This is a genomic window from Pseudomonas sp. NyZ480 (genome assembly GCF_029537255.1).
GTDB classification, from domain to species: Bacteria; Pseudomonadota; Gammaproteobacteria; order Pseudomonadales; family Pseudomonadaceae; genus Aquipseudomonas; species Aquipseudomonas taiwanensis.
The window spans coordinates 2,318,963-2,345,733 of sequence record NZ_CP120626.1; the positions used below are offsets into that span (position 1 = coordinate 2,318,963).

Consider the following 26,771-nt stretch of genomic DNA (forward strand, 5'->3'; position numbering starts at 1 on the left):
GGCAAGCCGGTTTCCACAACGACCGTCCAGTCGCAATCGCTTAGACGGTGAATACGACGCCAGTACGCGATGCGGCATTGCGAATATGCTCCTGCATGGCCCGTTGCGCTCCAACTTGCGAACGCCGTGCCAGCGCGCGGAGGATCTTGCGGTGCTCCTGCCAGGTTTCCATGGCGCGCTCGGGGCGAATGAACGGAAGTTTCTGGCTTTCCAGGAAGATCTCCTGGCTGGCGGTGATCACCTGCAGCATCGCCTGGTTGCCGCAGGCTTGCAGTAACTGCTGGTGGAAGGCGAAGTCCAGGCGCGCGGCCGCTTCGAAGCGACCGGCCCGCAATTCCACACGCATGGCCTCGACATTGGCCTCCAGGCGGTCGATGTCGTCAGCGGTCAGCCTCAAGGCAGCTTGCCCGGCGGCAAAACCTTCCAGCGTGTAGCGCAATTGGAAGGTGTCGGCGGCCGACACCTGCTCGGCGTAGGGCCAGGCGAACGCCGGCGGCGTCTGGGCCAGCGGCGCCTGGACGAACACACCCTTGCCCGGCTGGACGCTCACCAGTCCCAGCGCACTGAGCGAGGAGAGGGCTTCGCGCAACGAAGCCCGGCTGACGCCCAATTGTTCCGCCAGGTCGCGCTGCGAGGGCAGGGCATCGCCGGGCAGGTAACCGCCGTCGTCGATCAGTTTACGAATCGCCTGCAGGGCGATTTCAGGGACTGCGCGGGGGAGGGTGTCGAGCATGCTGTTCAGACCGGTCGGAGGCGATATCCGCTCCTTTTACGGGCATTGGCGGCGCCTTGCAAGTCTTGCCCCGGTGTGGCGCAGAATCGTTTCATCCTGCACGAATGCGGGGCGCGGCGCACCGCAGTGGGTGAAGCGTTCGAAGTAACTGTTCAGACCAGTAAGACCTTGCAGGCGCGGGCCTTGCGCAGGGTTCATCGTGTGTTTTCAGGGATCTGGCATGGCCCATGCAATGGCCTTGCAGACTCATCACCCCGTTCCCTGCGAGGCTTTTCCATGAAGATGTTCCGTCCCCTGCTTCTGGCCACCCTGTTCTGCGGCAGCACCCTGGGCTTGTCCCAGGCGCAGGCCGACGCCCTCGCCGACATCACTGCCCGCGGTGTACTGAAGGTGGCGGTGCCGCAGGACTTCCCGCCGTTCGGTTCGGTCGGTCCCGACCTCAAGCCTCGTGGCCTGGACATCGACACCGCCCAGCTGCTGGCCGACAAGCTCGGTGTCAAGCTGGCGCTGACGCCGGTCAACAGCACCAACCGTATTCCATTCCTCACCACCGGCAAGGTCGACCTGGTGATCTCGAGCCTGGGCAAGAACCCCGAGCGCGCGGCGGTGATCGATTTCTCCCGCCCTTATGCGCCGTTCTACCTGGCGGTATTCGGCCCGCAGGACGCCAAGGTCGACAATATCGACGCCATCGTTGGCAAGACCATCAGCGTCACCCGTGGCGCGATCGAGGACATGGAGCTGTCCGCCGTCGCGCCCCAAGGCACCCTTATCAAACGCTTCGAGGACAACAACTCGACCATCGCCGCTTACCTGTCCGGCCAGGTCGACCTGATCGCCAGCGGCAGTGTGGTAATGGCTGCCATCGCCGAGAAGAACCCTTCCAAGGTCCCGGTGATGAAGGTCAAGCTCAAGGACTCGCCAGTTTATGTGGGCCTGGCCAAACAAGAGCCTGCGTTGCTGGAGAAGGTCAACGCCACCCTGGAAGCGGCCAAGGCCGACGGCAGCCTCAATCGCAATGCCGAGAAGTGGCTCAAGCAACCGCTGCCGGCTGATCTTTGAGCGGCAAGCGGAGCCTGAACCATGGCCTATCAATTCGACTTCGCCCCGGTGCTGGCGCAGGGTGACCTGTTGCTCAGGGGGGCGCTGTTCACCTTGCAGCTGACGGTTATCGGTACGCTGCTCGGTGTCGCCATCGGCGTGGTCGGCGCGGTGGTCCGCGCCTGGCGGCTGCGCCCGTTCGATGCGCTGTTCGGCGTGTACGTGGAACTGATCCGCAACACGCCTTTCATCGTCCAGCTGTTCTTCATCTTCTTCGGCTTGCCGGCGCTGGGCGTCAGGTTGACCGAGTGGCAAGCGGCGGTGCTGGCGATGGTGATCAACCTCGGGGCGTATTCCACCGAGATCATCCGTGCGGGGATCCAGGCTATAGCCAAGGGGCAGTTGGAGGCCGCTGCGGCATTGGCCATGAGCCGCTTCGAGGCACTGCGCCATGTGGTGTTGCGCCCTGCATTGGCCAAGGTCTGGCCGGCGTTGTCGAGCCAGATCGTGATCGTGATGCTGGGCTCGGCTGTGTGTTCGCAGATCGCCACCGAAGAGCTGTCCTTTGCCGCCAACTTCATCCAGTCGCGCAACTTCCGCGCCTTCGAAACCTACCTGCTGACCACGCTGATGTACCTGGTCATGGCCATTGTCGTGCGCCAGTTGCTGGCCTGGGTCGGCCAACGTTGGCTGATGGGGAGACGCTGAATGGATTTCACCTTGTGGGACATTGTCCGAAACCTGCTAACCGGGCTGCAGTGGACCTTGCTGCTGTCGCTGGTCGCGTTTCTGTGCGGCGGGCTGGCCGGGTTGCTGCTGTTGCTGGCGCGGATCAGCGACAGCTCCTTATTGCGTGGCTTTGCCCGTGGCTACATCGAGCTGTTCCAGGGCACGCCGCTACTGATGCAGCTGTTCATGGTGTTCTTCGGCATAGCGCTGTTCGGCATCGACGTCTCGGCGTGGATGGCCGCTGCCATTGCCCTCACGCTGTTCACCAGCGCCTTCCTGGCCGAGATCTGGCGTGGCTGCGTCGAGTCCATTCCTCGCGGTCAGTGGGAGGCGTCGGGCAGCCTGGCGTTGAATCGCCTGGAGCAACTGCGCTACGTGATCCTGCCCCAGGCACTGCGCATCGCCATCGCCCCGACGGTGGGCTTCTCGGTGCAGGTGGTCAAGGGCACGGCGGTGACCTCGATCATCGGCTTTACCGAGTTGACCAAGACCGGCGGCATGCTGGCCAACGCCACGTTCGAACCGTTCCTGATCTACGGCCTGGTCGCGCTGGGCTATTTCCTTCTCTGCTATCCGCTCTCGCTGAGCGCCCGTTATCTGGAAAGGAGGCTGCATGCCCCTGCTTAGAGTATCCGCACTGCACAAATACTATGGCGACAATCATGTGCTCAAGGGCGTTGACCTGAGTATCGAGGAAGGCGAGGTGGTGGCCATCATCGGCCGCAGTGGTTCGGGCAAGAGTACCTTCCTGCGTACCCTCAACGGTCTGGAGTCGATCAGCGATGGGGTGATCGAAGTCGACGGCGAATACCTCGATGCCAGCCGCGCGGACTTACGCGCCCTGCGCCAGAAGGTTGGCATGGTGTTCCAGCAGTTCAACCTGTTTCCGCACCTGAGCGTGGGCGAGAACGTGATGCTCGCGCCACAGGTGGTGAAGAAGGCCAGCCGTGCAGAGGCCCGCCAGCTGGCCGAGCAGATGCTGGCGCGGGTGGGGCTCGCCGAGAAGTTCGATGCGTATCCTGACCGACTCTCTGGTGGCCAGCAGCAACGCGTGGCAATCGCCCGGGCGCTGGCGATGTCGCCGAAGGTACTGCTGTGCGACGAGATCACCTCGGCACTGGACCCGGAGCTGGTCAACGAAGTGCTGGGCGTGGTTCGCCAACTGGCCAGCGAGGGCATGACCCTGATCATGGTTACCCACGAAATGCGCTTCGCCCGCGAGGTGGGCGACAAACTGGTGTTCATGCACCACGGCAAGGTGCACGAGGTGGGAGACCCCCGCGAAGTGTTCGCCGCCCCGCGCACGGCGGAGCTGGCGAACTTCATCGGTGCGGTGGCGTCGGCCTGACCGGCCAAACGATCAGAAACGAAGGTCCAGCGCCAGCTCGAAGGTGCGTGTAGCGCCCATGTAGTACTGCTGGTGGTAGGCCTGCTTGGCATATACCTCATTGGTCAGGTTGCGCACCCACCCGGTGAGGGGGGTGTGCTCGTCCAGGCGATAGCGGACGAAGGCACCCTACAGGGTGTAGGCTGGTGCCTTGGGGGTATTGGCGTTGTCGGCGTACACCGAGTCGACATAGCGAGCGTCCACGCCCCCTGACCCGTCCTGGGGCAGGCTGTAGGTCAGCCACAGGTTGCCGACATTTGGTGCATTACCCTTGCGCGACACCGATGCGCCGTTGAGCGCTTCGTTGAGCTGATCGTACCGCCCGTCGCCGACGTTGTAGTTCTCGAAGCGCTGGCTCTTGTCGCTCTGCAGGGTGCTGCGACCAGGCAGGAGCGGCGAGCCCCAGTACGGACTGTCCTCGGTGTCCTACTGGTATTCCAGTGCCAGGGCAGCACGCGGGCCCGTGGGGTGATTTTCATGGCGGCGAATCTAGCATTGGGGTGAATGGTCAGGTAGTGCTTCGCGGTGGCGGATTGCCGCACCTGGCATCGCGTAGGACTCAGCCCTGCGAATCACCGGTGCACAGCCGGTTGCGCCCGCTCTGCTTGGCCTGGTACAGCGCCCGATCCGCCTCGCTCAGCGCCTCGCCAGGGTCGCTGCCTTCCACTGCCTGCCAATGCGCGACACCCAGCGAAATGGTCATTGCGCCCACCGGCTCCAGCGGCGTGTCCTGTACCGTCACTCGCAGGCGCTCGGCTACATTCGTGGCCACCTCCAGACTGGCACCGGGCAACAGCATCAGAAACTCCTCGCCACCGGTTCGGCATAGCAGGTCGCCTTCACGGCAACAGCCGCGCATCAGTTCGGCGAGGCGGCGCAGCACCTGGTCGCCAACATCATGGCCATGGCAATCGTTGATCCGCTTGAAGTGATCGATGTCCAGGACGATGGCCGAGAATCGCCGCCCTTCAGCTTTGAGCAGCGACAGGCTGAACTCCAGGCTGCGGCGGTTGCCCAGCCCGGTCAGCGGGTCGGTCTGGGCGTCGCGGTTGAGCCGGCCTATGCGCTCGTGCAACAGGTTCAAGCCAAACAGTAGCGCACGCTTGAGCTCGGCCGCTTCAAAGTACCAGGCGCGCACGCGATGCAGGCGTTCGGCGGTACTGGCGCGGTCCATCGACCTGGCCCCGGCCGCCAATTGCCATAGCGGGCGGGCGATGATCATTGCCAGCCACCAGAGCAGCAGGCAGCCAAGCAACGCCAAGGGAGCTGAAATACCCATCACGCTGAGTATCAGGTGGCTCAATGGTGCAACGGTTTGCTCCAGCGGCTGCTGGGCTATCACGCCCCAGCCCGCGCTGGGTACGGTGGCGAATCCGGCCAGCATCTCGACGCCACGGGTATTGGTCACTTGCCGGGTGCCGCTGGGCACCGTCGCCAACTGGTCCACCAGTGCGTTGCCTTCCACCAGCGTGCCGACACGCTCTGCATCGGGGTGATACAGCAACCGACGATTGCGATCGACCACGTAGAGGTACGAGCCGTCTTTGTAGAAATGTTCACCCAGCAAGCTGTTGAGGATGTTGCGCTCGCGCAGGTAAAGGCTGCCGCCGACATAACCGAGGTACCGGCCGTTGCCATCGAAGATCGGGTGCGACAGCGCTACCACCAGGTTGTTGGCGGCTGACAGAAAAGGCGTCGAGACCAGAGGCCGGCGCTGGGTCAGTGCCTCCTGGGACCCGGGTGAATGCACGCGGGTGCCGATGAAACGACGTAGTGTAGCGGGCGATATAGCCCGCAGGACGCCCTCGGCGTCCACCACGAAGGTGGAGTTGAAGGCACTGCTCTGTCGCAGCAGACGCTCGGTTTCCGCCACCATCGCTTCGGTGTCGTCCATCTGACGTCCCTGCAAACCGGCGCTGAACGACAGATGCTGCAAGGCGTTGCTGATGAAGGTCTCGGTGATGGCCGCCAGCTTGGCCGCATACACTCGGTTCGCTTCAAGCGCGTGGTCGATCAGCAACTGTCGTTGCACCCGGTAGCTGGCGAAATAGCTGGCGCACAGCATCACCAGGGCGGTGAGGGCACAAAGGACGAGAATGAGCGTGCGCAGGTCCAGGCGCAGTCCGTGCTTGGCGTGTGGCAATCCTGATCTCACTGACGCGGAAAATGGAATAACCTTACTCGTTATGTGTTTGCACGGCTATAGAAGAACGGTGTGAGGTACCGAGGCATCAAGCGCCGGCCTTTTCCAGCGACCTCAGCTCGTCTTCCACTTGTTGCATGCGCTGTTTGGCCAATGCCTGCACCTTTTCATCACGTGCAGACTCACGCATGAGTGCGGTCAGCTTGCGGCTGAGGCGCTGGCCTTCCTCGGTCTCTTCCAAGGCCCTGGCCTTGGCCGGGTCGCGGGTGGCTTCGACGATGGTGTTGAACTCGGTGTCGCTGAAGTTCTTCTCGCTGTAGAGCTTGTACAGGTCCTGGCGCTGGTCCTCGACGGTAAGGTGCTTGCGCAGCACTTCCCTGATCGTGGTTTCGGCCAGCGCCGGGTGGGTGCGGGTGAGCAGCGACGCCATACGGTCGATATTGTTCTCGTAGGCCTCCTGCAGCGGCAAATTGGCCAGGATCTGTTCGTTGCGGCTGGGCTTTGGGTCGCAAGCGACGAGGGCAGCGGCGAGCAACAGGGGAAGCAGGAGCGAGGGGAGGCGGGGCATGGACTGGCCTTGGGCGCGATGTATGGGGCAATTATACCGATGTCGATGTGCCGGCGACGAGAGCGAATGTGCGTCAGCAATTGGCCGGCCAGGGCAATGCCCGAACGGGCAAGCAGGCCTTGTGGCGCCGACCTTACTGAAGTACAACTCAGGTCGCACTCGCCATCGCTACCTGTCGACCATGCCACATTGGACCCTCCATACTCCCAGCCATGACGCCATCGCAGAAGTCGTGAGGTTCGTCGACGCGGCACGCCGTGATCTGTTCCCCATGCTCGCCGAAGCGCCGTTACCCAACGACCTTGCCCACTTCGGCGATACCTACCTCGATGGCGCTGGTCGTTTCCTCGTGGCCCGCGACCAGGGCCGGCTGGTCGCAGCCATCGGCTATCTGCCGTATGACCATCGCTTCCCTCAGCTCGACTACCGAGGTGCTCACGTGGTCGAGGTGGTGCGCTTGTTCGTCCGGCCCGAGTACCGCAGGCATGGGCTGGCTGGCGCCCTGTTCGCGGCACTGCGCGAGCAGGCCATGAATGCAGGTGTCGACTGCCTGTACCTGCACACCCATCCCTTCCTGCCTGGCGCGATTGCGTTCTGGGAGCGGCAAGGATTCAAGGTGGTCGATGTCGAGGATGACCCGCTGTGGCGCACCACCCATATGCACCAATGGCGGCGAACCTAGTGTGGTGTTTCGCAAGTAACACTCATATTTTTCGGCCTAACGCCTCGGCTGCACGACCGACGCTTGCCAAGATGTCATCGGCCTTTCGATGCCAGCGAAAGGGTCGAGGGTTGGCGTTGTGGGTGGCAAGGTAGTACTCAATGGACTTTTCCAGATCCTTCACGCTGGTATGTGCCTGGCGCTTGATCCACTTTTCGCTCAGCGTCGAGAAGAAGCGCTCCACCAGATTCAACCAGGATGCCGAAGTAGGTGTGAAGTGCACTTGGTAGCGCGGATGCGCTGCCAGCCACACTTTCACGTTGTCAGTCTTGTGTGTCGCGTAGTTGTCCATTACCAGATGAACAGGCATGTCCTCGGGTACGTTAGCGTCCACCTCTTTGAGGAAAGCGAGAAACTCTGTACTTCGATGGCGGCGCTTCAATCTTCCGATGACTTCACCCGTAGCGATATCCAGCGCCGCGAATAACGATGTGGTTCCGTGGCGCTTGTAGTCGTGGGTGCGAGTGACGGGTTTGCCGGGGGCAAGAGGTAAGCCTGGCTGGGTACGGTTCAGCGCCTGAATCTGGCTTTTCTCGTCGATGCAGAGCACCAGGGCCTTTTCGGGAGGGTTGAGGTAGAGCCCAACAATGTCGTGGACCTTGTCGACGAACAGAGGGTCGGTCGAAAGTTAGAAGGTCTTCTCAAGGTGAGGTTTGAGGCCGAAGGCATGCCATATCCGCATGACGCTGGCTGGAGAAATGCCGGTTGCCTGGCTCATCGAGCGAGTGCTCCAGTGACTGGCATCTTCGGGTTTGGATTGCAGTGCCTGATTGACCACGGCCTGTACTTGTTCATCGGTTATGCTGCGAGGCCGGCCTGAGCGATGTTCGTCATTTAAACCATCGAGCCGCAGCCGACTGAATCGCACTCGCCAACGCGAGACCGTGTGTACGCCGATGCCAAGTCTGTGGGCGATTGAGGTGCCTGATTCTCCACTAGCGCACGCCAAGATGATTTCGGCGCGAATGCGAGATTCAGCAGAGCCTTTACGCTATCGGGAGCGACGAAGCAGTTCGATGTGTTCTTCGTCGCTCAGCTCAATCGGGGCAGCAGGTCGGCCGGCTTTCATATCGTGGCTCCGAGGCATTTCTGATGCTGTAAAGCCTAGACCAAAATATGAGTGTTACTTGCGAAGCACCACACTAGGAAGGCTCCTACATCCGCGCTGCGGCGCGGGCCATCACGTTCATTTCATTCCCCCGCCGCGTTCCTTACCTTCCCGTCCGATCATCAAGACGAGGAAGCAATGCCCATGGCGCACCTGGCCCTGTACAAGCTCAAGCTGCTGGACCATTTCGAAGACCGCAGAGACGCCTGGACCTTCGCAGACTTCGAGAGCAGCTTGCTCAAGGCCTGGCGCCGGGCGACGCGCGATGATGCCAAGGCCATCATCCATGCGGCGCATAAGGAAGGATGCTGGCCAAAGACGGTCAAGCGTTACGTGCTGACCCACTACCAGGTTTTTGGCAATGTCAGTGCGCAGCTCAGTGCAACGTTCGCTGATGTCGTGGCGTCGATAAGCTCGCAGGAGAGGGCGCAGTGGCGATTGCAGGCATCAACCTGAAAGCGCAGCGGGCCGCGCGCAGGATCAGAATCCTCCTGTCAGCGGCCACTCCACCGCCAGGCGGATCTGGTTCCCGTCCAGTTCCGCTTGCGCGGTATTGCCCCGGTGCACGTTGTGCCGCACAGAAAACGCAGTGCCCTTGGCCTTGCCGCTCTGCACCACGTAGCGCGCCTCAAGGTCGCGCTCCCAATGCTTGCCGCCCTTGCCATAGCCCAGGTAGGCATAACCGCCGTTGGGGTCCACATGCGATCCGTCGATGTCGAACCCCCTGACGTACAGCGCTGTCAGGCTCAACCCTGGTACCCCATAGGCGCCCATGTTCAGGTCATAGCGCGCCTGCCAGGACCTTTCGTTGGGTGCGTTGAAGTCGGACATCTGCACGGCGTTGGCGATGTAGATCGCTCCACGGCTGACATAGTCGAACGGCGTGTTACCGTCCACCTGCTGCCAGCCGAGGCTGAAGCCGTGGGGGCCCTGATTGTAACGCCAGACCAGGCTCCATGTGGTGTTGTCAATGTGCCCGGATAGCGCCTTGCCGGTATCGGTGGTGCGATACAGGTTGAGATCCAGGCTCAGGCTGCGACGGTCGTCCAGGGCATGGGTGAGTGTGCTGCCCAGGTAGTGCTGGTTCCAGCTGTCCTCATAGCGAGAGGTGTACAGGCTGCCACTGAAGGCGGCGCCGGGGTTCCACACCACGCCTGCCAGGTCGAAACCGTTGCCTTGCCGGCCGTTGGAATAGTTGACCACGAAGCCTTGGTCGTGGCTCGATGCGTTGCGGTCGGTGTTCTCGTTGAAATGGCCGGCCACCAGCTTGAGTGAGTCGAACGGGTTGCTGGTGAGGAAGAGTCCGGTGGCCGTCTCAGGCAACAGGCGGCTGTCGGAGGAACTGAATACCGGCGTCTTCACGCGCTGTTCGCCATAGGACAGCACGGTATTGGAAACACGCAGCTTGAGCGCAGCACCGCCCCGGCTGTACTCGGATTTGGGGTGGCCATCGTTGTCCAGGCTGAGCAAGCGTGCCTTGCCGGCGCGTCCTCCGCCGCTGTCCAATTGCAGGCCAAGGTAGGCGTGTGCATCGACACCCACGCCGATAACGCCTTGGGTAAATCCTGAGGTGAAGGTGCCCATCAAACCGTAGGCCCACTCTTCGGCAAGGCCGTTGCGTTCGTCACGCGGCTTGTAGGCATTACGCGCGCTGCCGTTGCGGCCCCCATGCTTGTAGTCGCGCTGGTCGAATACGCTGCGATTGAGCAGGCCCCAGGTGCTGTCCTCGACGAAGCCGTTGCTTTGCGACTGCGTGGAGTCGGCCATCGTGAATGGGGTGATGCCCAGCAGCGGCAGCGCCAGCAGCAAGCGGCTCATCGTGCGGCCTCCAGTTTGCTCAACTGTGCGGCGAAGCGGTCTTTGGCGCGGGTCGGCAGGTTTCCTGGGATTGGCGTGGCCTGGGCGTCACCCACTTGAATCAACATCACCATGCCCATGGCCACGTGGGGAATGCACTGGACGCCATATGTACCGGGCACCGTGAAGCTGTGCTCGAAGGGCTGGTTGAGCCTGCTCATGAACGCCTCGGCCCCGGCAGGCAGCAGCCCTGGAACGCTGGCGGCGTTGTGCCCGCTTTGGCTAGGCAGAAAGCGAACCGTGTCGCCTGGCGCAATGCGCAGATAATCCGGCTCGTACACCATCGACCCCTCGGCGCCGCGATTGAGCATTTTCACTTCATGCACCTCGGCCTGGGCGGCGTGGGTGAAAACGGTGCTGACGAGCAGTAGGGCGAAAGGACGCAACGGCATGGTGGGAACTTCCAGGTTCAGGGGGCGCGAAAACGCAGGATGCGCGCGCCATCGAAGGGGTCGGTGAGGTAGTGCGCCTGCACGCCGAAGGTGCTCAGCAGACGCTCCGGCGTCAGCACGTCCTGCGGTTTGCCCAGGGCGACCAGGCGGCCTTTGTCCAGCATGGCGACACGGTCACAGGTGAGCGCCTGGTTCAGGTCGTGCAGGGCGATCAGGGTGGTGATCGGTAGCGCCTGAACCTGGCGTAGCAGGCTGAGCTGATGCTGGATATCCAGATGGTTGGTCGGCTCGTCGAGCAGCAGCACCTGAGGGCTTTGGGCCAGGGCGCGGGCGATGTGCACCCGTTGGCGCTCGCCCCCGGACAGTGAGTTCCAGATGCGGGTGCGCAGGTGCTCGGCGTCGAGGTCGACCAAGGCTTGCTCGACGATGGCGCGGTCGTGGCTGGAGAACGGCGACAGGGCCGATAACCATGGCGTGCGCCCCAGGGCCACGGCGTCGAACACGCTGATGGCGTCGAGGGTGTCGGCCTGCTGTTCGACCAGCGCCAGAGTCTGGGCGATACGCCGTCGGGGAAGCCGCGCCAAGGCGTTACCGAGCAACTGGACACTGCCGCTGGCCGGCGCGCGTAGCCCGGCCAGCACTTTGAGCAAAGACGATTTACCCGAACCATTCGGGCCGACGATCCCCAGCGTTTCGCCGGTGACCAAGGTGAGGTCGATATCGCGGAGCACGAGATTGCCCGACAATTCGAGGCTCAGGCCCTGACAGGCGAGTGGGGCGATGGGCGCATTGATCATGAGGGTCATGGGCGCCCCCGACGGCTGACCAGGATCAGCGCGAACACAGGCGCGCCGATCAATGCGGTGACCACGCCAACCGGTATCACTTGGCCCGCAATCAGCGTGCGTGACAGTACATCGGCGGCGATCAGGAACAAGGCGCCGCCCAGGGCGCTGGCCGGCAGCAGGTGGCTATGGCCAGGGCCGAGCAGCAAGCGCAGGGCGTGGGGAATCACTAAACCGACAAAACCGATGGCCCCGACGATCGACACCATCACCGCTGTCACCAATGCAGCGCAACTGATCAGCAGCAACTGGGTGCGACGCACGGCAATACCCAGCGACGCTGCCGAGTCGACTCCGAAAGTAAAGGCATCCAGCGTGCGGCGGTGCCACAGGCACACCACCAGGCCGGCCAGCGCCACTGGAAGTGCCAGCCACACCGATGGCCAGCGCACGCCACTGAGGTTGCCCAACAGCCAGAACAGGATGCCACGCGCCTGCTCGGCGGTGGCCGACTTGGTGATCAGGAAGGCAGTCAGTGCATTGAACAGTTGCGAGCCGGCAATGCCTGCGAGGATGACCTGGGCGCTGTTGCCAGTGGAGCCGCTGGTGCGGGCCAGCACCAATACCAGCGCGAAGGCAGCGAGTGCACCGAGGAACGCACCTGCTGACATGCTCAGTGCCATGCCACCGAACCCCAGCAAGCCCACCAGCACCGCACCGGTCGAAGCGCCTGCCGAGAGGCCCAGCAAGTAAGGCTCGGCCAGCGGGTTGCGCAGCAATGCCTGGAGAATCACCCCGCAGGTCGCCAGCCCGGCACCGCAGGCGGCAGCCACCAGGGTGCGGGTCAGACGGTAGTTCCAGACGATGCCCGCATCGATCGGGTCGACCGGGTAACCAGCCTGCCACAGGTGGTTGGCCAGCACTTGGTAAACCACGCTGGACGATACGTTGGCCTCTCCGATGACGGTGCCGGCCAGGACGGCGGCGAGCAGGGCCATTGCCGACAGGACGCTATAAATCAACAAACGCTTCATCACGGCGCCGCATTGCCGCTGGCGAAGGCGGCAGACAAAGTCTGCAGGCCACGGAACAGACGGATGCCGGCCTGCATGGCATCTGCATCGAGGATGATGATGCGGTTGTTCTTCACCGCGTCCATGTTGCGGGTCACCGGGTCGTTGTGCAGGAAGTCGAGTTTTTTCTGGTAGTCGTCGGCGGGGAAGCGGCGGCGGTCCATGCGGGCAATGATCAGCCAGGTTGGATTGGCCTTGGCCAGCGTTTCCCAGCCCACGGTCGGCCATTCCTCGTTGGACTCGACCACATTGCGCACACCGAGGGTGCGCAGCATGAAGTCAGCCACCCCTTGGCGACCAGCCACATAAGGGTCTATCTGGAAGTCGGCGCTGGAGAACCAGAACAATGCGCTGGTGTTGGAGAGGTCCTTGCCTGCAACGTGCTTTCTGGCACTGTCCAGGCTTGCCTTGAGATCGGCGTTCAATGCCGCGCCGCGGTCCTGCACGTCGAAGATCTCGGCCAGTTGGCTGACGCTTTTGTAGATGCTCTGGACCTGGAAAGCTTGTAGACGGGTACCGTCGGCTCCGACCAGGTTGTCCTTGCCTTCGCAGTCCGATGGCAGCAGGTACGTAGGAATCTTCAGCTCATCGAACTGCTCGCGGGTTGCCACGACGCCCTGGGCGCCGACCATCCACTCGAATTGCACCGCCACCAACCGTGGGCGCTTGCCCACCACGGCTTCGAAACTGGGGTCGTTGTCGGCCAGCCGCTCGACCTTGTCGTTCACCGCCTTGTACTCGGGCAGCACATTGTTGAACCACAGCGAAGTGCCGGCCACTTTGTCGCCCAGCCCAAGGGCATAGAGGATCTCGGTCGCCGCCTGGCCGATGGTGACGGCGCGCTCGGGGGCCTGGGCGAAGGTCTGGGGCCGGCCACAGTTGTCGACGGTGAGCGGGTAGTGGGTGGTAGCGGCCTGGGCCAGGCCGGCGAGGCTCAGGCCTGCAAGCAGGGTGGTGAAGCGCAGCAGCATGTGGGGGCGATCTCCTATCGGACAGTTCACGGCATGAACGCACGGACAGGCATCGCCAAGCCCCATGCGCACGGCGTGGGGCTGCACCCGGGAACGGGTGGAGATGGCCATCCCGGACACCCCGCCGGTTGGTGAATGTAGGCCGGCAGGTCTCCTGACTGGTGCGTCCTTGCCCGGCTCCGGCCTTCCCGGATCGGCAGACCCAGTGGCTTGGTTGGAGCAGGCTCGGCACCTACAGTTGCGGGGGCAGTTCCGATTGGCCAGTGAAAGCTGGCCCTGGATTCCCTATTAATTCCGTGGTGGAAACCGGCGGGCCGCATGGTAGACCATTCGGCCGCCGGGTGAAAACGTCATATCAGAAGTACTTCAGCCAGCTGATGTCGCGGCGACGCGCCTTCAAGCGGCCAAATGCCCGCACCGGCAGGTACAGCGCCACCGCCAGCAGCACGGCGACCAGCCACACTGCACCGATCCCGTCGAAGCCAAAATACTGGCCCTGGTTCAGCCCGAACAGGGCGACGCAGGCCAGGTACAACAGCTTCAGGACGTAAAGGTGCAACAAGTAAAAGAACATGGGGGCTGCGCCAAACACGGCCAAGGCCCTGATCCAGCGAGCCTGGCCGGCACGTTCGAAGACGCGCAGCAGCACGAGGCCGCCCCCCAGGGTCAGGGCCAGGAACAGCAGTGAAGGAGGGTACTTGGTGATGTTGAAGAAGCTCATCGCCGTCTGCGTCAAGGTTGGGTAACCGCTCCAGGGGGCCTCGCCATAGCCATTGATCATGCGCAGCACGACGAAGCCCAGCAGGGCGATCACGCCGGCCATCAGCAGACGATGCTGGCGTTGGCCTGCGTCGCTGCCGCGGGCGAACCATGGACCCATGCCATAGCCCAGGGCGATGACGCCAATCCATGGCAACACCGGGTAGGACGTGCGTAGGCGCAGGCCGTCGGAGAGCGTCAACCAACCACGATCATGCAAGATGGCCCACGGGACATGCAGAGCCGATCCCGGCTCGAAGTGCAGGCCGTCGAGCAGGTTGTGCCCGGCCACGATGACAGCGCCCACGGCGAGCATCAGCGGACGCGGCAGCCACACCAGCACAGACAGGGCAATCATGCTCACGCCAATGGCCCAGATCACCTGCAAGTAGATGACGGTGGGCGGCAGTTGGAAGGTCCAGGCGAAGTTGACCAGGGTGAACTCCAGTGCCACCAGGAACAGCCCGCGCTTGAACAGAAATGCCGACACATCGCTGCGGCCCTTGTGCTTTTCGCCGTACAGCCAGGCCGAAAGGCCAGTGAGCAGGACGAACACCGGGGCGCACAGATGGGCGAGGGTACGACTGACGAACAGCGAGGGCTCGGTGGTGTCGATGTCCATCGGGTCGCCTACCTGGCGGTGCAGGAAGAAGGTTTCGCGGACGTGGTCCAGCAACATGAACACGATCACCAGGCCGCGCAGGGCATCGATGCTGTGCAGGCGCTGGGTGAGTTGGGTAGGCGTGGCTATGGCGCTTGTCATAGGGGGTCGCAGGCAGGAACCATTATCAAGTGAAACGTTATCTTATAACCATTTAATGAGCCCTGAACAGGCTTTTTCAGGTGGGTGACATTTTGTCGCGCCCGCGCCAGCACTGAATAATCGTTATTGCCCGGCGCGCACGGGACAATCTCGATATTTTGGCTTTTCAGTCACGCACGACAGGCTTATGGTGTAGGTCGTCAAATTTCTTGGAGCTTCCATGTCCAGCCGTTTCCCTGTTGTTCGCCCTCGTCGCCTGCGCCAGAACGAGTCCCTGCGTACCCTGTTCCAGGAGACGGAGTTCCGCCTCGAAGACCTGATCCTGCCGATCTTCGTCGAAGAGGGCATCGATGACTTCGTCCCGATCACCAGCATGCCTGGGGTCAACCGCATCCCGGAGAAACGACTCGCCGAGGAAATCGAGCGTTATGCCCGTGCCGGTATCAAGTCGGTAATGACTTTCGGTGTTTCCCACCACCTGGACGAAACCGGCAGCGACACCTGGAACGAAAACGGCTTGGTCGCGCGCATGGCGCGAATCTGCAAGGACACCGTGCCGGAGATGGTGGTGATGTCCGACACCTGTTTCTGTGAATACACCAGTCACGGCCATTGCGGCGTGTTGCATGACCATGGCGTGGACAACGATGCGACCCTGGCCAACCTCGGCAAGCAGGCGGTGGTGGCCGCTGCCGCGGGCGCCGACTTCATCGCCCCTTCGGCGGCGATGGACGGCCAGGTCCAGGCGATTCGCTCCGCCCTCGATGGCGCCGGCTTCCATGACACCGCCATCATGGCCTACTCGACCAAGTTCGCCTCGTCGCTCTACGGCCCGTTCCGCGAGGCCGGTGGCACCGCACTCAAGGGCGACCGCAAGAGCTACCAGATGAACCCGATGAACCGTCGCGAAGCCGTGCGCGAATCATTGCTCGACGAGCAGGAAGGCGCTGACGTGCTGATGGTCAAGCCAGCCGGCGCCTACCTGGATGTGATCGCCGACATCCGCGCAGCCTCGCGCCTGCCGCTGGCGGCCTACCAGGTCAGCGGCGAGTACGCGATGATCAAGTTCGGCGGCCTGGCTGGCGCCATCGATGAAGGGCGCGTGGTGCGTGAAAGCATTGGCGCGATCAAGCGTGCCGGCGCGGACCTGATCCTCACCTACTTCGCCATGGATCTGGCCCGCGAAGGCATCTGAGACACGCGACCCGGGCTCAGCGGGGCATGTAGCCCCGTTGCCATGAGCGCGGAATGAACCGCGCCACCAGGGCCAGCAGGCACGCCAGGGCGCAACTGCCCACCAGTGCCTGCAGGCCCAGGTGATGTTGCAACCAGCCGCCCAGCGCGGCACCCAGCAGCATGCCGCTCCACGGCACCAGTTGCACACGCCAGCCGTCGCGACGTTCACCCATTAGCCAGCGGCCAAAGCCGCGACCGAACCGGGACAGCGCTCCGGTCACGTAGGTCAGGCCGATCGGCAGCCCATTCACTTGTTCGACCACGGCATTGATCATGCCCATGGCCAGGATCGCCGCGATCAGGGGTAGCCAACTCGTGACCGTTGGCCAGGAGGCCGCCAGGGCAAGCAGGGCTGCGACCACCACCAGCACAGGCCAGGCTCGTTGCCTGAAACCGCGGGCCAGCACTATCCCCAGCGCATTACCAAGCACGAAGCTGAGAATGGCGGCGCTCAGGCGCAGCACCAGGGCCAGGTCCGCCTGGCTGATGGCCACTGCCAGGCGGGTGGTGTTGCCACTCATGAACGAGACGAAATCGCCTAGCGCCAACAGGCCAATGGCATCGGTCATACCCGCCAGTACCGATAGACTGGCGACCAGGCCAAGACCTACCCGACCACGCAATCTCTGCAGCCTCAGGCGTTTGGCGCTGCGCGAGGGCAGGGCATTGGGCAACATAGCGGTGGTCTCAGCGCAGCAGGTTTTCGCGGGCCAAGGTGCCCTTCAGGGTGCGCTCGACCACATCCACCAGGACCATGGTCTGGTGGTCCACCTCGATATTGATCAGGTCACCGTTCTGGTAGCGGGCGAAGGTGGTCTGGCGCAGGGTTTCGGGAATCAGGTTGATGGTGACGACGTTTTCTTCAACGTCGGCGACAGTCAAGCTGCAACCATTGACGCCGAGGAATCCGCGCGCAAATACGTATTTGGCCCATTCCGGCGGCATGCGGAACTTGATGAAGGCGCCGGTCTCCTTGATCGACAGCTCGACAATCTCTGCAGTGGTGGCGATGTGGCCGGCCATCAGGTGCCCACCGACTTCGGCGTTCATCTTCGCCGAGCGTTCTATGTTCACGCCTTGGCCTGCGCTGAAGAAGCGCAGGTTGGTACGTTCGAGGGTGGCGGTCATGGCGTCGAACTTCACCTGACTGCCGTTGATTTCGGTGACTGACAGGCAGGTACCTTCTACGCTGACGCTGGCGCCGATCTTCAGCTCATCGAGCAGCTCGGCGGTGAGGTCGATGGTGAACTGGTTGTGACCTGGGTAGCGGGTTACATCAAGTAGAGGGCGGACGGCCTGGACGATGCCGGTGTACATGGGGAGCTCCTGGGCACAGGGAATGCTGAACTCTCGAACGCTATGCCCGTGGGCCGGTAAATGCAAGCGCTTGGCTTTCGTGATGGGGGTTGTGGACGCCGATCCTGCGCGGGTAAACCCGCTCCGACAGCGGGCTGGCATGTGGCTAGGTAAAGTGTCTGTCCATCAACGCCGCGCCGACAATTGCTGCGGCGCCAGAAACGCTCCGTGGAAGTAGGTGCGCACGGCCTGCATCGCTGGGCTGAATGCCCGTTCGCGGTGCCAGGCCAGCCCCACGCTCATGGGTGTGACAGGGTCGCTGATGGTGACGGTCTCGATCCGCTTGCCCTCCAACGACCAGGGGCGGTGCACCAGATCGGAGAGGATCGCCACGCCACTGCCGTTGGCCACCATGCTGCGCACCGCTTCGACCGAACTGGTGCGCACGCGCACACGGGGTCGCTGACCGGCCTGCTCCCAGTATCGTAAGGTGGCTTGTTCCGCCTCATCCACGGTCAGCTGGATGTAAGGCTCGCGGGCCACGTCGGCCAGGCTCACCGATGAGCGTTCGCACAGCGGGTGATGGCTGGGAAGCCACAGTCGACGCTCGGAGTTGAACAGCGTCTCGGAAACGATATCCGGGTGCGTCAGGTTGGCGGTCAGCACCACGGCCATGTCGAAGTCGCCCTCCAGCAGGCCTTGTTCGATGGTGCTGCGTTCTTGCTCTTGCACCTGAAGGCTCACATCCGGATGCCAATGCTCAAGCCGTTGCAGGTGGTGCGGCAGGAAGTAGCCCAGCACCGTGTAACTGGCTGCCAGACGCAGCACCCCGCTGGCGCGCAGGTCGGGCAGCGGGCTGTTGAGCGCGTCATCGACGCTGCGCAAGATCACATAGGCGCGGTTGAGAAAGTGCCGGCCGGCCTCGGTCAAGGTCATGCCCTGGGCCGAGCGCTGAAACAACAGCGCACCGAGCATCGCCTCCAGCTCCTTGATGGCGGTGGTCACTGCCGACTGGGAAATGTTCAGGTGGATCGCAGCCTGGGAAATCTGGCCGATTTCGGCGGTTGCGACGAAGTAACGGACCTGGCGCAGGGTCAGTGACACAGCATGCTCCTGTCGTATCTGTTTTTCAGAAGACACCCCCTCTGTTTATAAATCTTCCCAAGGGGGTGAGGAAAATCTAACGTGGCTGGCATGCAGTCACAAGTATCAGGAGCCAGGGTATGCACGCAGTGGATTTCAACTCTGACATGGGTGAGGGGTTCGGTCCCTGGACCATCGGTGATGGTGTCGACGACGAGCTGATGGCCTACATCAGTTCGGCCAACGTCGCCACCGGTTTCCATGCAGGCGACCCCGGCACCATGCGCCGTACCGTGGCGCGGGCCAAGGCGTTGGGCGTGGCGGTGGGTGCCCATCCAGGTTTTCGTGATCTCGTCGGTTTCGGGCGTCGCCACATCAATGCGCCAGCCCAGGAACTGGTCGACGACATGCTCTACCAACTGGGTGCGCTACGTGAAATTGCCCGTGCCCAGGGCGTGTCATTGCAGCACATCAAACCCCACGGCGCGCTGTACATGCACCTGGCCCGTGACGAAGAAGCCGCACGTCTGCTGGTGGAAAACCTGCGGGTGGTCGAGCCTGAGCTGTTGCTTTACTGCATGCCTGGTTCGGTGATCTGCCGTGTCGCCCAGGAGATGGGGCAGCCGGTGGTCCGTGAGTTCTATGCCGACCGCGAATACGACTTGAGTGGCTCCATTGTGTTCACCCGTCATGTACGCGGCTACGAACCCCAGCGGGTTGCCGAACGGGTTCTGCGCGCTTGCCAGGAGCGGGTAGTGCGTACGGTCGAAGGCCAGGACCTGGCGATAAGTTTCGATTCCATTTGCCTGCACAGCGATACGCCTGGCGCTCTTGACCTGGTCGAGGCCACACGCAAGGCGTTGAATGGGGCGGGCATCAGGGTGCGCGCACCGCGCTGAGGCCTGTCACAGGCACCCGGCGCAGACAAGCCTGGGCCTCCCCATGATTCGAATTCGCCTGCCTTTGTATAAAGACTCCAAAAAGGAACAGAGATGGCCGAGCCGCTTGCAACTTCCCCGATTCGCTACAGCTTTGGTGCCGACGAGCACTTGTTCGCCGAGGTCAGCGACAGCATGTCGCTGGAAGCCTTTTTCAAAGGTATGGCCGTGACACGTGCAGTGGAGCGCCTGGCGCTGGACGGCGTACTGGATGTGTGCCTGGCCAATGCCTCGTTCCAGATCCGCTTCGACCCGGACCGTATCGCCCCGCAGGACCTGTTGGAGGCGGTACGTGGCGCCGAGTCCGAAGCGGTAGCCGAGCGCTCGCTGCAGACGCGCATCATCGAGATTCCGGTGTTGTACAACGACCCCTGGACCCATGAAACCCTGATGCGCTTTCGTGACCGCCATCAGGAGCCGGACAGCACCGATCTGGAGTATGCGGCGCGAATCAACGGCCTGGCCGATGTTCAAGCGTTTATTGCCGCGCACAGTGGTGCGCCGTGGTTCGTGTCCATGGTCGGTTTCGTCGCAGGCTTGCCGTTCATGTTCCAGATGGTTGAGCGAGAACGGCAGTTGCAAGTGCCCAAATACCTGCGTCCGCGCACCGACACACCCAAGCTGACCCTTGGACATGGCGGTTGTTTCGGTTGCATCTACTCGGTGCGCGGAGCAGGGGGATACCAGATGTTCGGCGTGACCCCAGCACCGATCTATGATCCGCAGCAGCGTCTGCCCTACCTCAAGGAGCACATGGTGTTCTTCCGTCCGGGCGATATCGTGCAGTTCAAGCCCATCGACCGGGCCAGCTACGACCAGGCCGTATCCGATGTGGAAGAGGGACGTTTCAACCTGCGCATACGCCCCGTGGACTTTGACCTCGATGCCTTCCTGGCCGACCCGGTGGGCTACCCGAAATCGCTTCAGGAGGTACTGGCATGATCAAGGTGCTCAAACCTGGCTTGGCCACATCGGTTCAGGACCTTGGCCGCGAGGGTTATTATCATTTGGGTATCCCGCCTTCCGGCGCTCTGGACCAGTATGCCCTGTGCGCGGCCAACCACCTGGTGGGCAATCCGGCGGGTGCGGCGGCACTCGAATGCGCGCTGGTGGGGCCGGAACTGGAGTTTCAGCACGATGCCTTGGTGGCGGTGTGCGGTGCACAGATGCCGGTGCTCCTGGACGGTCGTCAACAGCCACCGGACACGGCGTTTGCGGTCCGCGCCGGACAAGTGCTGCGCTTCGGCTTTCCCTCGGCGGGCGCCCGTGCCTATCTGGCAGTGGCCGGTGGTATTCAAGTGCCCGAGGTGCTTGGTAGCCGATCGACCTACGCACTGGGGGCGCTTGGAGGATTGCACGGCCGCAAGCTGATGGCCGGCGATGTGCTGCCGGCGGGTGTGAGCACTGGAAAGACGCGGGCAGGTGCGAGTTTGCCAATGGCGCTGCGTCAATCGCTAGGTGGGGAGGTGGTGCTGAGGGTAGTGCCCGGGTTGTATTTCCACCGTTTGACCGAAGCGGCTGCCAAGAGCTTTTTCACCGAAGCCTGGACGGTGGGCTCGGAGGCCGACCGCATCGGCTATCGCTACAAAGGCGCAAGCGCGTTGAGCTTCCAGCCCCGTGAGCAACCCTTCGGCGCCGGGTCGGACCCTTCGAACATCGTCGACAGTTGCTACCCCATTGGCTCGATTCAGGTGCCGGCAGGGCTTGAGCCGATCATTCTGCACCGCGACGCGGTGTCGGGTGGCGGGTATGCCATGATCGGCACGGTGATCAGCGCCGACCTCGACCACATCGGGCAGATGCAGCCGAACCAGCAGGCAAGATTCCTGGCCGTTAGCCTTGAGGAGGCTCTACAGGCCCGGCGTTCGTACAAGAAGAAACTTGCCTGCCTGGGGCGGTTGTTCGGCTGATCAATGTCATTTGCCGGCGGCGTGGCTGATCTTTTTGCCCCGTTGTTCCGCCACTTCCAACGCCTGGCCGTCGCGCTGCTTGCCTTGGCGCGCCAGGCCTTCCAGCTGTGGAATCAGCATCCCTTCGGGCAGGTGGCGCCAGAACCGCCCTGGCATGTGCAGGCGCAAGGCTTCGGGGTTCAGGCGGGCAGGGTTGAAGGTGTGACGATAATAGGTGCGCCACAGCTCGGCATCCGGATCGTTGGCATGGCGTGCCCACTGCTGCCAGGTCGATGGGCAGCAGCGTTGGTAGTCGAAATGCTGACCGTCGAAACGAATGCCGTCCTGAGGCGTGGCGATCATCCAGCGTTGGCGACCCAGACGATCGGCAAAATGCGCGCTGGCGCTTTCCAGGATGTCATGTGCCGGCTCATGGTAAGCCACCAGATCCAGTTGCAGCTCAAGGGCAAGCGCTTCGGGCAATGGCACGAAGCGCAGGAAGGCATGCAGGTGGTGTGCTTCGCGGTTGACCTGCTTGATACGACGGTGCAGTTCGCTGCCCAGGCGGTCACCGGCGAGCATGGCTGTGCGGTCGCCATGGGCCACGCGCCAGAGCACTTCGTAGAGCAGGTTCCAGCGTTGCTCGCCTCGGTAGCGAGCCGCCCGTTCGAGTTGGTTCAGCAATTCCGGCGGAACCCGTGCGCGAAAGGGACCGGGGCCTTCGGGCAATGGTGTTGGCACCGCCAGTAAGTCGTCCATCGGACCCTGGGACCAGGTCACCTCGGCCGGGTCGATGCCGTGGCCAAGCAGTGTCCGGGCCTGGCCGCGCCAGGTGGCGAAGTGGTTGTCGCAGTCGAGCGCGATCATCCCCACAACCCCATCTGTACCGGAGCCTGGGACTCACGCAGACGGGCCCGCAGCAGGCCGCTGCGCAACTCGGCCTGCGCGGGCCGGTAATCGCTGGTGACGATGAACGGGCGCGCCTTGTCCAGCACGCAACGCAGCTGGATCAGGTCATCGTAGCGGATGCGTCGCTCGCGGCGAAGTGCCACCAGGCGTTGCACACTGCGCAAGCCAATGCCCGGAATACGTGCCAGCAGGGCGGGTTCTGCGCGATTCACATCCAGTGGAAACACATCGCGGTTGGCCAGTGCCCACGCCAGCTTCGGGTCAATGTCCAACGCCAGGTTGGCGTTCGGGCCCAACAGCTCGCCTGCCTTGTAGCCGTAACCTCGAAGCAGGAAGTCAGCCTGGTACAGACGATGCTCGCGCAGGAGCGGCGGCGCGGCCAGCGGCACGCTGTTGGGGCTGTCCGGGATGGGGCTGAACGCCGAGTAGTACACACGCTTTAGCCCGTAGCCCTGGTAGAGCGATTCGGCGTTGCGCAGCAGGGTGCTGTCGTCGGTCGAGTCGGCCCCGACGATCACCTGGGTGCTTTGCCCGGCCGGGGTGAAGCGCGGTGCCTTGGGTTCGTTGGCCACAGCCTGTTGGCCGCGATGGATCACGCCCATTGCCTGGCGAATGGTGTGCGCTCGTTTCTCCGGCGCCAGGCGCTTGAGGCTGGCGTCGGTGGGCAGCTCGATATTGACACTCAAGCGGTCGGCCAGGCGCCCAGCTTCCTCGATCAGCAAGGGGTCGGCGTCGGGAATGGTCTTGAGGTGGATGTAACCGCGGAACTGGTGGGTTTCCCGCAGCAGGCGGGCTACGCGGATCAACTGCTCCATGGTGTAGTCGGCCGAACGGATGATGCCGGAACTCAGGAACAGCCCGCTGATGCAGTTGCGCCGGTAGAAGTCCAGGGTCAGGCGAACCACCTCCTCGGGGGTGAAACGGGCCCTGGGAACGTTGCTGGATCGACGATTGACGCAGTACTGGCAGTCGTACAGGCAAAAGTTGGTCAGCAGCACCTTGAGCAGCGAGACGCAACGCCCATCCGGGGTGAAGCTGTGGCAGATGCCCATGCCATTGGTTGCACCCAGGCCATCGCCACCGCGCGAATTACGCTTGGGCGCACCGCTGCTGGCGCAGGAGGCATCGTACTTGGCGGCATCGGCAAGGATGCCGAGCTTGGCGATGAGTTGCATGGCGTCGTCTCGCAATACTGACTATTCATACAGTATTTTGAGTGTGCCCGGATTGCAAGCACCTGCGCGCGGCACCCGACTCGCTTCGGCGACCGCTAGACCTTGGGATCAGGATTGCGCCGCGGCCCACACCTGCTGGCGGAACCAGCTGCGCATCGGGTCTGCGTGGGTTCGTTGGTGCCAGATCTGCATCACTTCCACCTGCGCAAGCTTCAGCGGCAGCGGGTGATGACACAGGTCCTGATCACGCTCGGTGGCGTCCTCTGCCACCGAGCGAAGGCAAGTGAGCAGCAGGTCGGTACCCCGCACCAACCTGGCCGGCGCCAGGAAACTCGAAAGGCCCGCAACCACCTTGCGGCGGTGCCCTTGGGCGTGTAAGGCCCGATCCACCAGGCCATCGAGATCGCCCGTGAGGGTGGTCAACAGGTGATCGCAGCGCAGGAATGTATCCAGGTCCAGGCCTTGGGCCAGATGTGGATTGTGTTTCCAGGCGAGCACGACGAAGTCCTCGCTGAGCAGACGCTGTTGGTGAAAGGTATCTGGAAGGTCGGTGTAAAAGCCGGCGATGGCCAGGTCGCAACTGCCTTTTTCCAATGCGTCGCGGGGTAGCTGACCCCGCGTGTTATGGGTGACCAGCACCAGGTTCGGCGCCTGCTCGCGCAAAACCGGCAGCAGTTTCGGTAACAAGGTCTGCTCGATGTAATCGGTGCTGTACAGGTGCAGGCGGGCAGGGCGGGAGAGGAAGTCCTGGCCATCGCAGCGCTCGTAGAACGCCTCCAGCCCTTCCACCAAACGCTGTACCTCGGGCGCCAGTTCGTGGGCCCGAGGCGTCGGGGTCATCCCCCGCGGCGCGCGGACGAACAATGGGTCGCCAAACTGGTGTCGCAGTTTGTTGAGCTTGTGGCTGAGTGCGGGTTGGCTCAGGGCCATGCGCTCGGCGGCAAGGGTGGCATTGCGTTCCTGATAGAGCACGTGGAACAGGTGCAGCAGGTTCAGATCCTTGTGGGTGATATTCATTTTAAGAATCGCAGGCATGAAGGCTTTCGAATAATCGAATCATAGCGCGCCGGGTAGCATGGGCCCACTTTTCGCTTGATCCGGAGAACGTTGCATGAAAAAGACATCCACTCTTGCGTTGGCCGTGGCCGGCGCGCTGCTTGCCGGCACGGTCAGTGCCGCCCCCAAGGGGGAAGTGCTGGTGCTGCTGTCCAGCGAGAACCAGCTGCCGCTGCAGGGCGGTACAAGCTATGCCACCGGCTACTACCTCAACGAGTTCGGTGTACCTGCGGACCAGTTGCTCAAGGCTGGCTACACACTGGTCCTGGTCACGCCCAAGGGCAACGCGCCGAGGGTTGACCAGCGTTCGGTCGACCCCCAGTATTTCGGCGGCGACGCTGCCGAGATGCAGCGCATTCAGACGGTTGTGCAGGGGCTGCCGGACATTGGTGACACGCTTTCGGTGAAGGAAGTACTGGCCGGTGACCTGGACCGTTATGCGGGGCTGTTCATTCCAGGTGGCCATGCGCCGCTGATCGACCTGGCGAACAACCCTGAGGTCGGCGCTTTGCTGAACCACTTCCACCAGGCGGGCAAGCCGACCGCTGCCATCTGCCATGGCCCTATTGCGCTGCTCTCGGCTCAGAAAGACCCGGCCAGTTACCAGGCCGCACTGGCCCGTGGTGAGAAGCCAGCAGCCACTGACTGGGTGTACCAGGGTTACAAGATGACCATTTTCTCCGACCCGGAGGAGCAGGTGTTCGAAGGCTCGCTCAAGGATGACCGGCTGCTGTTCTATCCGGCCAAGGCAATGGCTGGAGCCGGCGGTAACATGACCTACGCCCCGGCATGGCAGCCGAACGTGGTGGTGGACCGTGAATTGATCACTGGGCAGAACCCCTTCTCGGACAAGGCGCTGGCCAAGGCGTTGCTGGAGAAGCTGGCAAGCCGCCGGCAATGACAGCCTTGTGGTTGCCAAGGCGGTTTCCGTGATCGCGGGCGACCCTGCGCCGACCAGGGTTCGCTCTGCGGTTTGAACTAAACTTATGCGTGGTTCGCTTGCAGAACGTTTCATCCATCCGACCACCGCCCTCCGGACAGGACTGCCCTCGTTGACGGTGGCCTTCTTGCAGAGGAGGGCTGGTCATGGACGAGGCAAGGCTTCACGATTTCATGGGCAAGCTGGTCGGCGACATGGGCGCGGCGGCGACGCTGGCCAATGTCATTCTCGGCGATGAGCTGGGGCTGTACCGAGCCATGGCTGACAGCCAACCCGTCACCCCCGAGGCACTTGCGGCCAAGACCGGTTGCCACCCACGGTTGGTGCGTGAGTGGCTGAATGCCCAGTCGGCCGCCGGCTACGTCGTTCATGAAAAGGGCAGCTTCGTGCTACCCGAAGAGCAGGCCATGGCCCTGGCGCTGGAAGACTCCCCCGCCTACATGGCAGGGGGCGCGTCGGTGATCGCCGCCCTGTTCCATGACAAGGACAAGCTGGTGGCAGCCATGCGCGGTGGTGGAGGCCTGGCCTGGGGCGATCATCACCCGTGCATGTTCAGCGGTACCGAACGCTTCTTCCGGCCGGGCTATCGGACCTTCCTGGTGGCTGACTGGTTGCCAGCGCTGGAGGGCGTGGTGGCCAAGCTGCAGGCCGGGGCGAAGGTCGCGGACGTGGGATGCGGTCATGGGGCGTCGACCCTGGTCATGGCCGAGGCGTTTCCAGCCTCGACCTTTACCGGTTACGACTACCACGCGCCTTCTATCGCCACGGCCAGCGAACGTGCACGCGAGGCTGGGCTGACTGAACGCGTCAGTTTCCAAAAGGCTTCTGCCAAGGATTACCCAGGTCATGATCATGACCTGGTGTGTTTTTTCGACTGTCTGCATGACATGGGCGACCCGGTCGGGGCGGCGCGGCATGCCTACCGTGCGCTCAAGGCAGATGGCACGGTAATGTTGGTGGAGCCTTATGCCGAGGACTCGCTGGATGGCAATCTGACGCCGGTGGGGCGGCTCTTCTACGCGGCCTCGACGTTTATCTGCACACCGAATTCGCTTTCGCAGGAAGTCGGGTTGGGGCTTGGCGCCCAGGCCGGGGAGGCGCGTTTGCGGGCGGTGTTCGAGGAAGCGGGATTCACCCGGTTCCGGCGCGCGACGCAAACGCCCTTCAACCTGATCCTGGAGGCGCGCAAGTAGCAGGCGCTGGCTTGTCAGGGATGCGG

The 26,771-nt window shown here is 62.9% G+C and carries 27 protein-coding genes, 2 pseudogenes and 1 riboswitch; of the genes and pseudogenes, 12 read left to right on the top strand and 17 right to left on the bottom strand.

What is annotated here, in order from left to right; genetic code table 11:
- Window positions 1-40: 40 nt before the first annotated feature.
- The gene (locus P3R38_RS10640) at window positions 41-733 is read right to left on the bottom strand and encodes a FadR/GntR family transcriptional regulator (protein ID WP_023380180.1); all 693 of its coding nucleotides are present in this window, start codon (window positions 731-733) and stop codon (window positions 41-43) included.
- 282 nt (window positions 734-1,015) lie between these two features.
- Here P3R38_RS10640 and P3R38_RS10645 point away from each other — a divergent pair, with 282 nt between their 5' ends.
- From P3R38_RS10645 to P3R38_RS10660, 4 genes are read left to right on the top strand one after another with little or no spacing between them, the layout of a single operon-like run.
- The gene (locus P3R38_RS10645; RefSeq protein ID WP_277687208.1) at window positions 1,016-1,795 is read left to right on the top strand and encodes a transporter substrate-binding domain-containing protein; all 780 of its coding nucleotides are present in this window, start codon (window positions 1,016-1,018) and stop codon (window positions 1,793-1,795) included.
- A 21-nt stretch (window positions 1,796-1,816) separates the two neighbouring features.
- Window positions 1,817-2,482 carry an amino acid ABC transporter permease gene (locus P3R38_RS10650; RefSeq protein WP_023380182.1) on the top strand — a complete coding sequence of 222 codons (666 nt, stop codon included), beginning with the start codon at window positions 1,817-1,819 and terminating at the stop codon, window positions 2,480-2,482.
- Window positions 2,483-3,130 carry an amino acid ABC transporter permease gene (locus P3R38_RS10655; RefSeq protein ID WP_023380183.1) on the top strand — a complete coding sequence of 216 codons (648 nt, stop codon included), beginning with the start codon at window positions 2,483-2,485 and terminating at the stop codon, window positions 3,128-3,130.
- Window positions 3,117-3,851, top strand: coding sequence for an amino acid ABC transporter ATP-binding protein (locus P3R38_RS10660; RefSeq protein ID WP_023380184.1), 735 nt, complete (start codon window positions 3,117-3,119; stop codon window positions 3,849-3,851). Before P3R38_RS10655 ends, P3R38_RS10660 begins: the two co-directional genes overlap by 14 nt.
- A 12-nt stretch (window positions 3,852-3,863) precedes the next feature.
- On the opposite strand, the pseudogene P3R38_RS10665 reads toward P3R38_RS10660, so the two are convergent.
- The 3 genes and pseudogenes from P3R38_RS10665 to P3R38_RS10675 all read right to left on the bottom strand — a co-directional run.
- Window positions 3,864-4,217 (bottom strand): annotated as a pseudogene (locus P3R38_RS10665) (TonB-dependent receptor); the annotation flags it as partial.
- 232 nt (window positions 4,218-4,449) lie between these two features.
- Window positions 4,450-6,033: a sensor domain-containing diguanylate cyclase gene (locus P3R38_RS10670; protein ID WP_277687130.1), complete on the bottom strand. Its 1,584-nt coding sequence runs from the start codon at window positions 6,031-6,033 to the stop codon at window positions 4,450-4,452.
- 88 nt (window positions 6,034-6,121) lie between these two features.
- A complete protein-coding gene (locus tag P3R38_RS10675; protein ID WP_104882543.1) occupies window positions 6,122-6,601 on the bottom strand; it encodes a hypothetical protein in 480 nt (159 codons plus the stop codon).
- 181 nt (window positions 6,602-6,782) lie between these two features.
- Here P3R38_RS10675 and P3R38_RS10680 point away from each other — a divergent pair, with 181 nt between their 5' ends.
- Window positions 6,783-7,283 (top strand): GNAT family N-acetyltransferase, encoded by a 501-nt coding sequence (locus tag P3R38_RS10680; RefSeq protein ID WP_027907178.1) that lies wholly within the window; start codon window positions 6,783-6,785, stop codon window positions 7,281-7,283.
- A 22-nt stretch (window positions 7,284-7,305) separates the two neighbouring features.
- Here the strand turns inward: P3R38_RS10680 and P3R38_RS10685 are convergent.
- Window positions 7,306-8,289 (bottom strand): annotated as a pseudogene (locus P3R38_RS10685) (IS630 family transposase).
- A gap of 285 nt (window positions 8,290-8,574) precedes the next feature.
- Between P3R38_RS10685 and P3R38_RS10690 the strand changes: the two are divergent.
- Window positions 8,575-8,886, top strand: a complete 312-nt coding sequence (locus P3R38_RS10690; RefSeq protein WP_023380188.1) for a hypothetical protein — start codon at window positions 8,575-8,577, stop codon at window positions 8,884-8,886.
- 24 nt (window positions 8,887-8,910) lie between these two features.
- Here the strand turns inward: P3R38_RS10690 and P3R38_RS10695 are convergent, their stop codons facing one another.
- From P3R38_RS10695 to P3R38_RS10720, 6 genes are all read right to left on the bottom strand, one after another.
- Window positions 8,911-10,248, bottom strand: coding sequence for an OprD family porin (locus P3R38_RS10695; RefSeq protein WP_023380189.1), 1,338 nt, complete (start codon window positions 10,246-10,248; stop codon window positions 8,911-8,913).
- The gene (locus tag P3R38_RS10700; protein WP_023380190.1) at window positions 10,245-10,679 is read right to left on the bottom strand and encodes a pseudoazurin; all 435 of its coding nucleotides are present in this window, start codon (window positions 10,677-10,679) and stop codon (window positions 10,245-10,247) included. Before P3R38_RS10700 ends, P3R38_RS10695 begins: the two co-directional genes overlap by 4 nt.
- A gap of 17 nt (window positions 10,680-10,696) precedes the next feature.
- Entirely contained in the window at window positions 10,697-11,485 is a 789-nt protein-coding gene (locus P3R38_RS10705) for an ABC transporter ATP-binding protein (protein WP_023380191.1), read from the bottom strand.
- Entirely contained in the window at window positions 11,482-12,498 is a 1,017-nt protein-coding gene (locus tag P3R38_RS10710) for an iron chelate uptake ABC transporter family permease subunit (protein WP_023380192.1), read from the bottom strand. Before P3R38_RS10710 ends, P3R38_RS10705 begins: the two co-directional genes overlap by 4 nt.
- Entirely contained in the window at window positions 12,498-13,508 is a 1,011-nt protein-coding gene (locus tag P3R38_RS10715) for an ABC transporter substrate-binding protein (protein WP_023380194.1), read from the bottom strand. The genes P3R38_RS10710 and P3R38_RS10715 overlap by 1 nt, the downstream gene beginning before the upstream one ends.
- Window positions 13,509-13,634: 126 nt before the next feature.
- A riboswitch (cobalamin riboswitch) is annotated at window positions 13,635-13,834 on the bottom strand.
- Window positions 13,835-13,863: 29 nt separating this feature from the next.
- Entirely contained in the window at window positions 13,864-15,030 is a 1,167-nt protein-coding gene (locus P3R38_RS10720) for a DUF1624 domain-containing protein (RefSeq protein ID WP_023380195.1), read from the bottom strand.
- 220 nt (window positions 15,031-15,250) lie between these two features.
- Here P3R38_RS10720 and hemB point away from each other — a divergent pair, with 220 nt between their 5' ends.
- A complete protein-coding gene (gene hemB / locus P3R38_RS10725; protein WP_023380196.1) occupies window positions 15,251-16,225 on the top strand; it encodes a porphobilinogen synthase in 975 nt (324 codons plus the stop codon).
- 16 nt (window positions 16,226-16,241) lie between these two features.
- On the opposite strand, the gene P3R38_RS10730 is transcribed toward hemB, so the two are convergent.
- From P3R38_RS10730 to P3R38_RS10740, 3 genes are all read right to left on the bottom strand, one after another.
- Window positions 16,242-16,943 (bottom strand): YoaK family protein, encoded by a 702-nt coding sequence (locus P3R38_RS10730; protein ID WP_023380197.1) that lies wholly within the window; start codon window positions 16,941-16,943, stop codon window positions 16,242-16,244.
- A gap of 10 nt (window positions 16,944-16,953) precedes the next feature.
- On the bottom strand, window positions 16,954-17,583 hold the full coding sequence (locus P3R38_RS10735) for a riboflavin synthase (protein WP_023380198.1): 630 nt from the start codon (window positions 17,581-17,583) through the stop codon (window positions 16,954-16,956).
- Between the two features lie 165 nt (window positions 17,584-17,748).
- On the bottom strand, window positions 17,749-18,666 hold the full coding sequence (locus P3R38_RS10740; RefSeq protein WP_023380199.1) for a LysR family transcriptional regulator: 918 nt from the start codon (window positions 18,664-18,666) through the stop codon (window positions 17,749-17,751).
- 119 nt (window positions 18,667-18,785) lie between these two features.
- On the opposite strand from P3R38_RS10740, the gene P3R38_RS10745 reads away from it, so the two are divergent.
- The 3 genes from P3R38_RS10745 to P3R38_RS10755 all read left to right on the top strand — a co-directional run bounded on the left by P3R38_RS10745 (window position 18,786) and on the right by P3R38_RS10755 (window position 21,493).
- Window positions 18,786-19,544: a 5-oxoprolinase subunit PxpA gene (locus P3R38_RS10745; RefSeq protein ID WP_023380201.1), complete on the top strand. Its 759-nt coding sequence runs from the start codon at window positions 18,786-18,788 to the stop codon at window positions 19,542-19,544.
- Between the two features lie 93 nt (window positions 19,545-19,637).
- Complete coding sequence (locus tag P3R38_RS10750) at window positions 19,638-20,525, top strand: allophanate hydrolase subunit 1 (RefSeq protein ID WP_023380202.1); 888 nt, start codon at window positions 19,638-19,640, stop codon at window positions 20,523-20,525.
- On the top strand, window positions 20,522-21,493 hold the full coding sequence (locus P3R38_RS10755; RefSeq protein ID WP_277687131.1) for a biotin-dependent carboxyltransferase family protein: 972 nt from the start codon (window positions 20,522-20,524) through the stop codon (window positions 21,491-21,493). The genes P3R38_RS10750 and P3R38_RS10755 overlap by 4 nt, the downstream gene beginning before the upstream one ends.
- A 6-nt stretch (window positions 21,494-21,499) precedes the next feature.
- Here the strand turns inward: P3R38_RS10755 and P3R38_RS10760 are convergent, their stop codons facing one another.
- From P3R38_RS10760 to P3R38_RS10770, 3 genes are all read right to left on the bottom strand, one after another.
- Entirely contained in the window at window positions 21,500-22,345 is an 846-nt protein-coding gene (locus tag P3R38_RS10760) for a TIGR03915 family putative DNA repair protein (protein ID WP_104881871.1), read from the bottom strand.
- A complete protein-coding gene (locus P3R38_RS10765) occupies window positions 22,336-23,556 on the bottom strand; it encodes a putative DNA modification/repair radical SAM protein (RefSeq protein WP_023380208.1) in 1,221 nt (406 codons plus the stop codon). Before P3R38_RS10765 ends, P3R38_RS10760 begins: the two co-directional genes overlap by 10 nt.
- Window positions 23,557-23,664: 108 nt before the next feature.
- Window positions 23,665-24,573: a LysR family transcriptional regulator gene (locus P3R38_RS10770; protein WP_104881870.1), complete on the bottom strand. Its 909-nt coding sequence runs from the start codon at window positions 24,571-24,573 to the stop codon at window positions 23,665-23,667.
- A gap of 94 nt (window positions 24,574-24,667) precedes the next feature.
- On the opposite strand from P3R38_RS10770, the gene P3R38_RS10775 reads away from it, so the two are divergent.
- Both P3R38_RS10775 and P3R38_RS10780 read left to right on the top strand, forming a co-directional pair.
- Window positions 24,668-25,513, top strand: a complete 846-nt coding sequence (locus P3R38_RS10775; protein ID WP_023380210.1) for a type 1 glutamine amidotransferase domain-containing protein — start codon at window positions 24,668-24,670, stop codon at window positions 25,511-25,513.
- 185 nt (window positions 25,514-25,698) lie between these two features.
- Window positions 25,699-26,745, top strand: a complete 1,047-nt coding sequence (locus P3R38_RS10780; RefSeq protein ID WP_023380211.1) for a class I SAM-dependent methyltransferase — start codon at window positions 25,699-25,701, stop codon at window positions 26,743-26,745.
- Window positions 26,746-26,771 lie beyond the last annotated feature (26 nt).

What these genes read in the sequence shown, in the direction of transcription:
- P3R38_RS10695 (WP_023380189.1), bottom strand. Translation starts at nt 10,248, where the DNA reads ATGAGCCGCTTGCTGCTGGCGCTGCCGCTGCTGGGCATCACCCCATTC.
- P3R38_RS10770 (WP_104881870.1), bottom strand. Translation starts at nt 24,573, where the DNA reads ATGAATATCACCCACAAGGATCTGAACCTGCTGCACCTGTTCCACGTG.
- P3R38_RS10645 (WP_277687208.1), top strand. Translation starts at nt 1,016, where the DNA reads ATGTTCCGTCCCCTGCTTCTGGCCACCCTGTTCTGCGGCAGCACCCTG.
- P3R38_RS10730 (WP_023380197.1), bottom strand. Translation starts at nt 16,943, where the DNA reads ATGTTGCCCAATGCCCTGCCCTCGCGCAGCGCCAAACGCCTGAGGCTG.
- P3R38_RS10750 (WP_023380202.1), top strand. Translation starts at nt 19,638, where the DNA reads ATGGCCGAGCCGCTTGCAACTTCCCCGATTCGCTACAGCTTTGGTGCC.
- P3R38_RS10675 (WP_104882543.1), bottom strand. Translation starts at nt 6,601, where the DNA reads ATGCCCCGCCTCCCCTCGCTCCTGCTTCCCCTGTTGCTCGCCGCTGCC.
- P3R38_RS10690 (WP_023380188.1), top strand. Translation starts at nt 8,575, where the DNA reads ATGGCGCACCTGGCCCTGTACAAGCTCAAGCTGCTGGACCATTTCGAA.
- P3R38_RS10775 (WP_023380210.1), top strand. Translation starts at nt 24,668, where the DNA reads ATGAAAAAGACATCCACTCTTGCGTTGGCCGTGGCCGGCGCGCTGCTT.
- P3R38_RS10710 (WP_023380192.1), bottom strand. Translation starts at nt 12,498, where the DNA reads ATGAAGCGTTTGTTGATTTATAGCGTCCTGTCGGCAATGGCCCTGCTC.
- hemB (WP_023380196.1), top strand. Translation starts at nt 15,251, where the DNA reads ATGTCCAGCCGTTTCCCTGTTGTTCGCCCTCGTCGCCTGCGCCAGAAC.
- P3R38_RS10780 (WP_023380211.1), top strand. Translation starts at nt 25,699, where the DNA reads ATGGACGAGGCAAGGCTTCACGATTTCATGGGCAAGCTGGTCGGCGAC.
- P3R38_RS10660 (WP_023380184.1), top strand. Translation starts at nt 3,117, where the DNA reads ATGCCCCTGCTTAGAGTATCCGCACTGCACAAATACTATGGCGACAAT.
- P3R38_RS10755 (WP_277687131.1), top strand. Translation starts at nt 20,522, where the DNA reads ATGATCAAGGTGCTCAAACCTGGCTTGGCCACATCGGTTCAGGACCTT.
- P3R38_RS10705 (WP_023380191.1), bottom strand. Translation starts at nt 11,485, where the DNA reads ATGACCCTCATGATCAATGCGCCCATCGCCCCACTCGCCTGTCAGGGC.
- P3R38_RS10765 (WP_023380208.1), bottom strand. Translation starts at nt 23,556, where the DNA reads ATGCAACTCATCGCCAAGCTCGGCATCCTTGCCGATGCCGCCAAGTAC.
- P3R38_RS10735 (WP_023380198.1), bottom strand. Translation starts at nt 17,583, where the DNA reads ATGTACACCGGCATCGTCCAGGCCGTCCGCCCTCTACTTGATGTAACC.
- P3R38_RS10650 (WP_023380182.1), top strand. Translation starts at nt 1,817, where the DNA reads ATGGCCTATCAATTCGACTTCGCCCCGGTGCTGGCGCAGGGTGACCTG.
- P3R38_RS10640 (WP_023380180.1), bottom strand. Translation starts at nt 733, where the DNA reads ATGCTCGACACCCTCCCCCGCGCAGTCCCTGAAATCGCCCTGCAGGCG.
- P3R38_RS10680 (WP_027907178.1), top strand. Translation starts at nt 6,783, where the DNA reads ATGCCACATTGGACCCTCCATACTCCCAGCCATGACGCCATCGCAGAA.
- P3R38_RS10655 (WP_023380183.1), top strand. Translation starts at nt 2,483, where the DNA reads ATGGATTTCACCTTGTGGGACATTGTCCGAAACCTGCTAACCGGGCTG.
- P3R38_RS10715 (WP_023380194.1), bottom strand. Translation starts at nt 13,508, where the DNA reads ATGCTGCTGCGCTTCACCACCCTGCTTGCAGGCCTGAGCCTCGCCGGC.
- P3R38_RS10720 (WP_023380195.1), bottom strand. Translation starts at nt 15,030, where the DNA reads ATGACAAGCGCCATAGCCACGCCTACCCAACTCACCCAGCGCCTGCAC.
- P3R38_RS10700 (WP_023380190.1), bottom strand. Translation starts at nt 10,679, where the DNA reads ATGCCGTTGCGTCCTTTCGCCCTACTGCTCGTCAGCACCGTTTTCACC.
- P3R38_RS10745 (WP_023380201.1), top strand. Translation starts at nt 18,786, where the DNA reads ATGCACGCAGTGGATTTCAACTCTGACATGGGTGAGGGGTTCGGTCCC.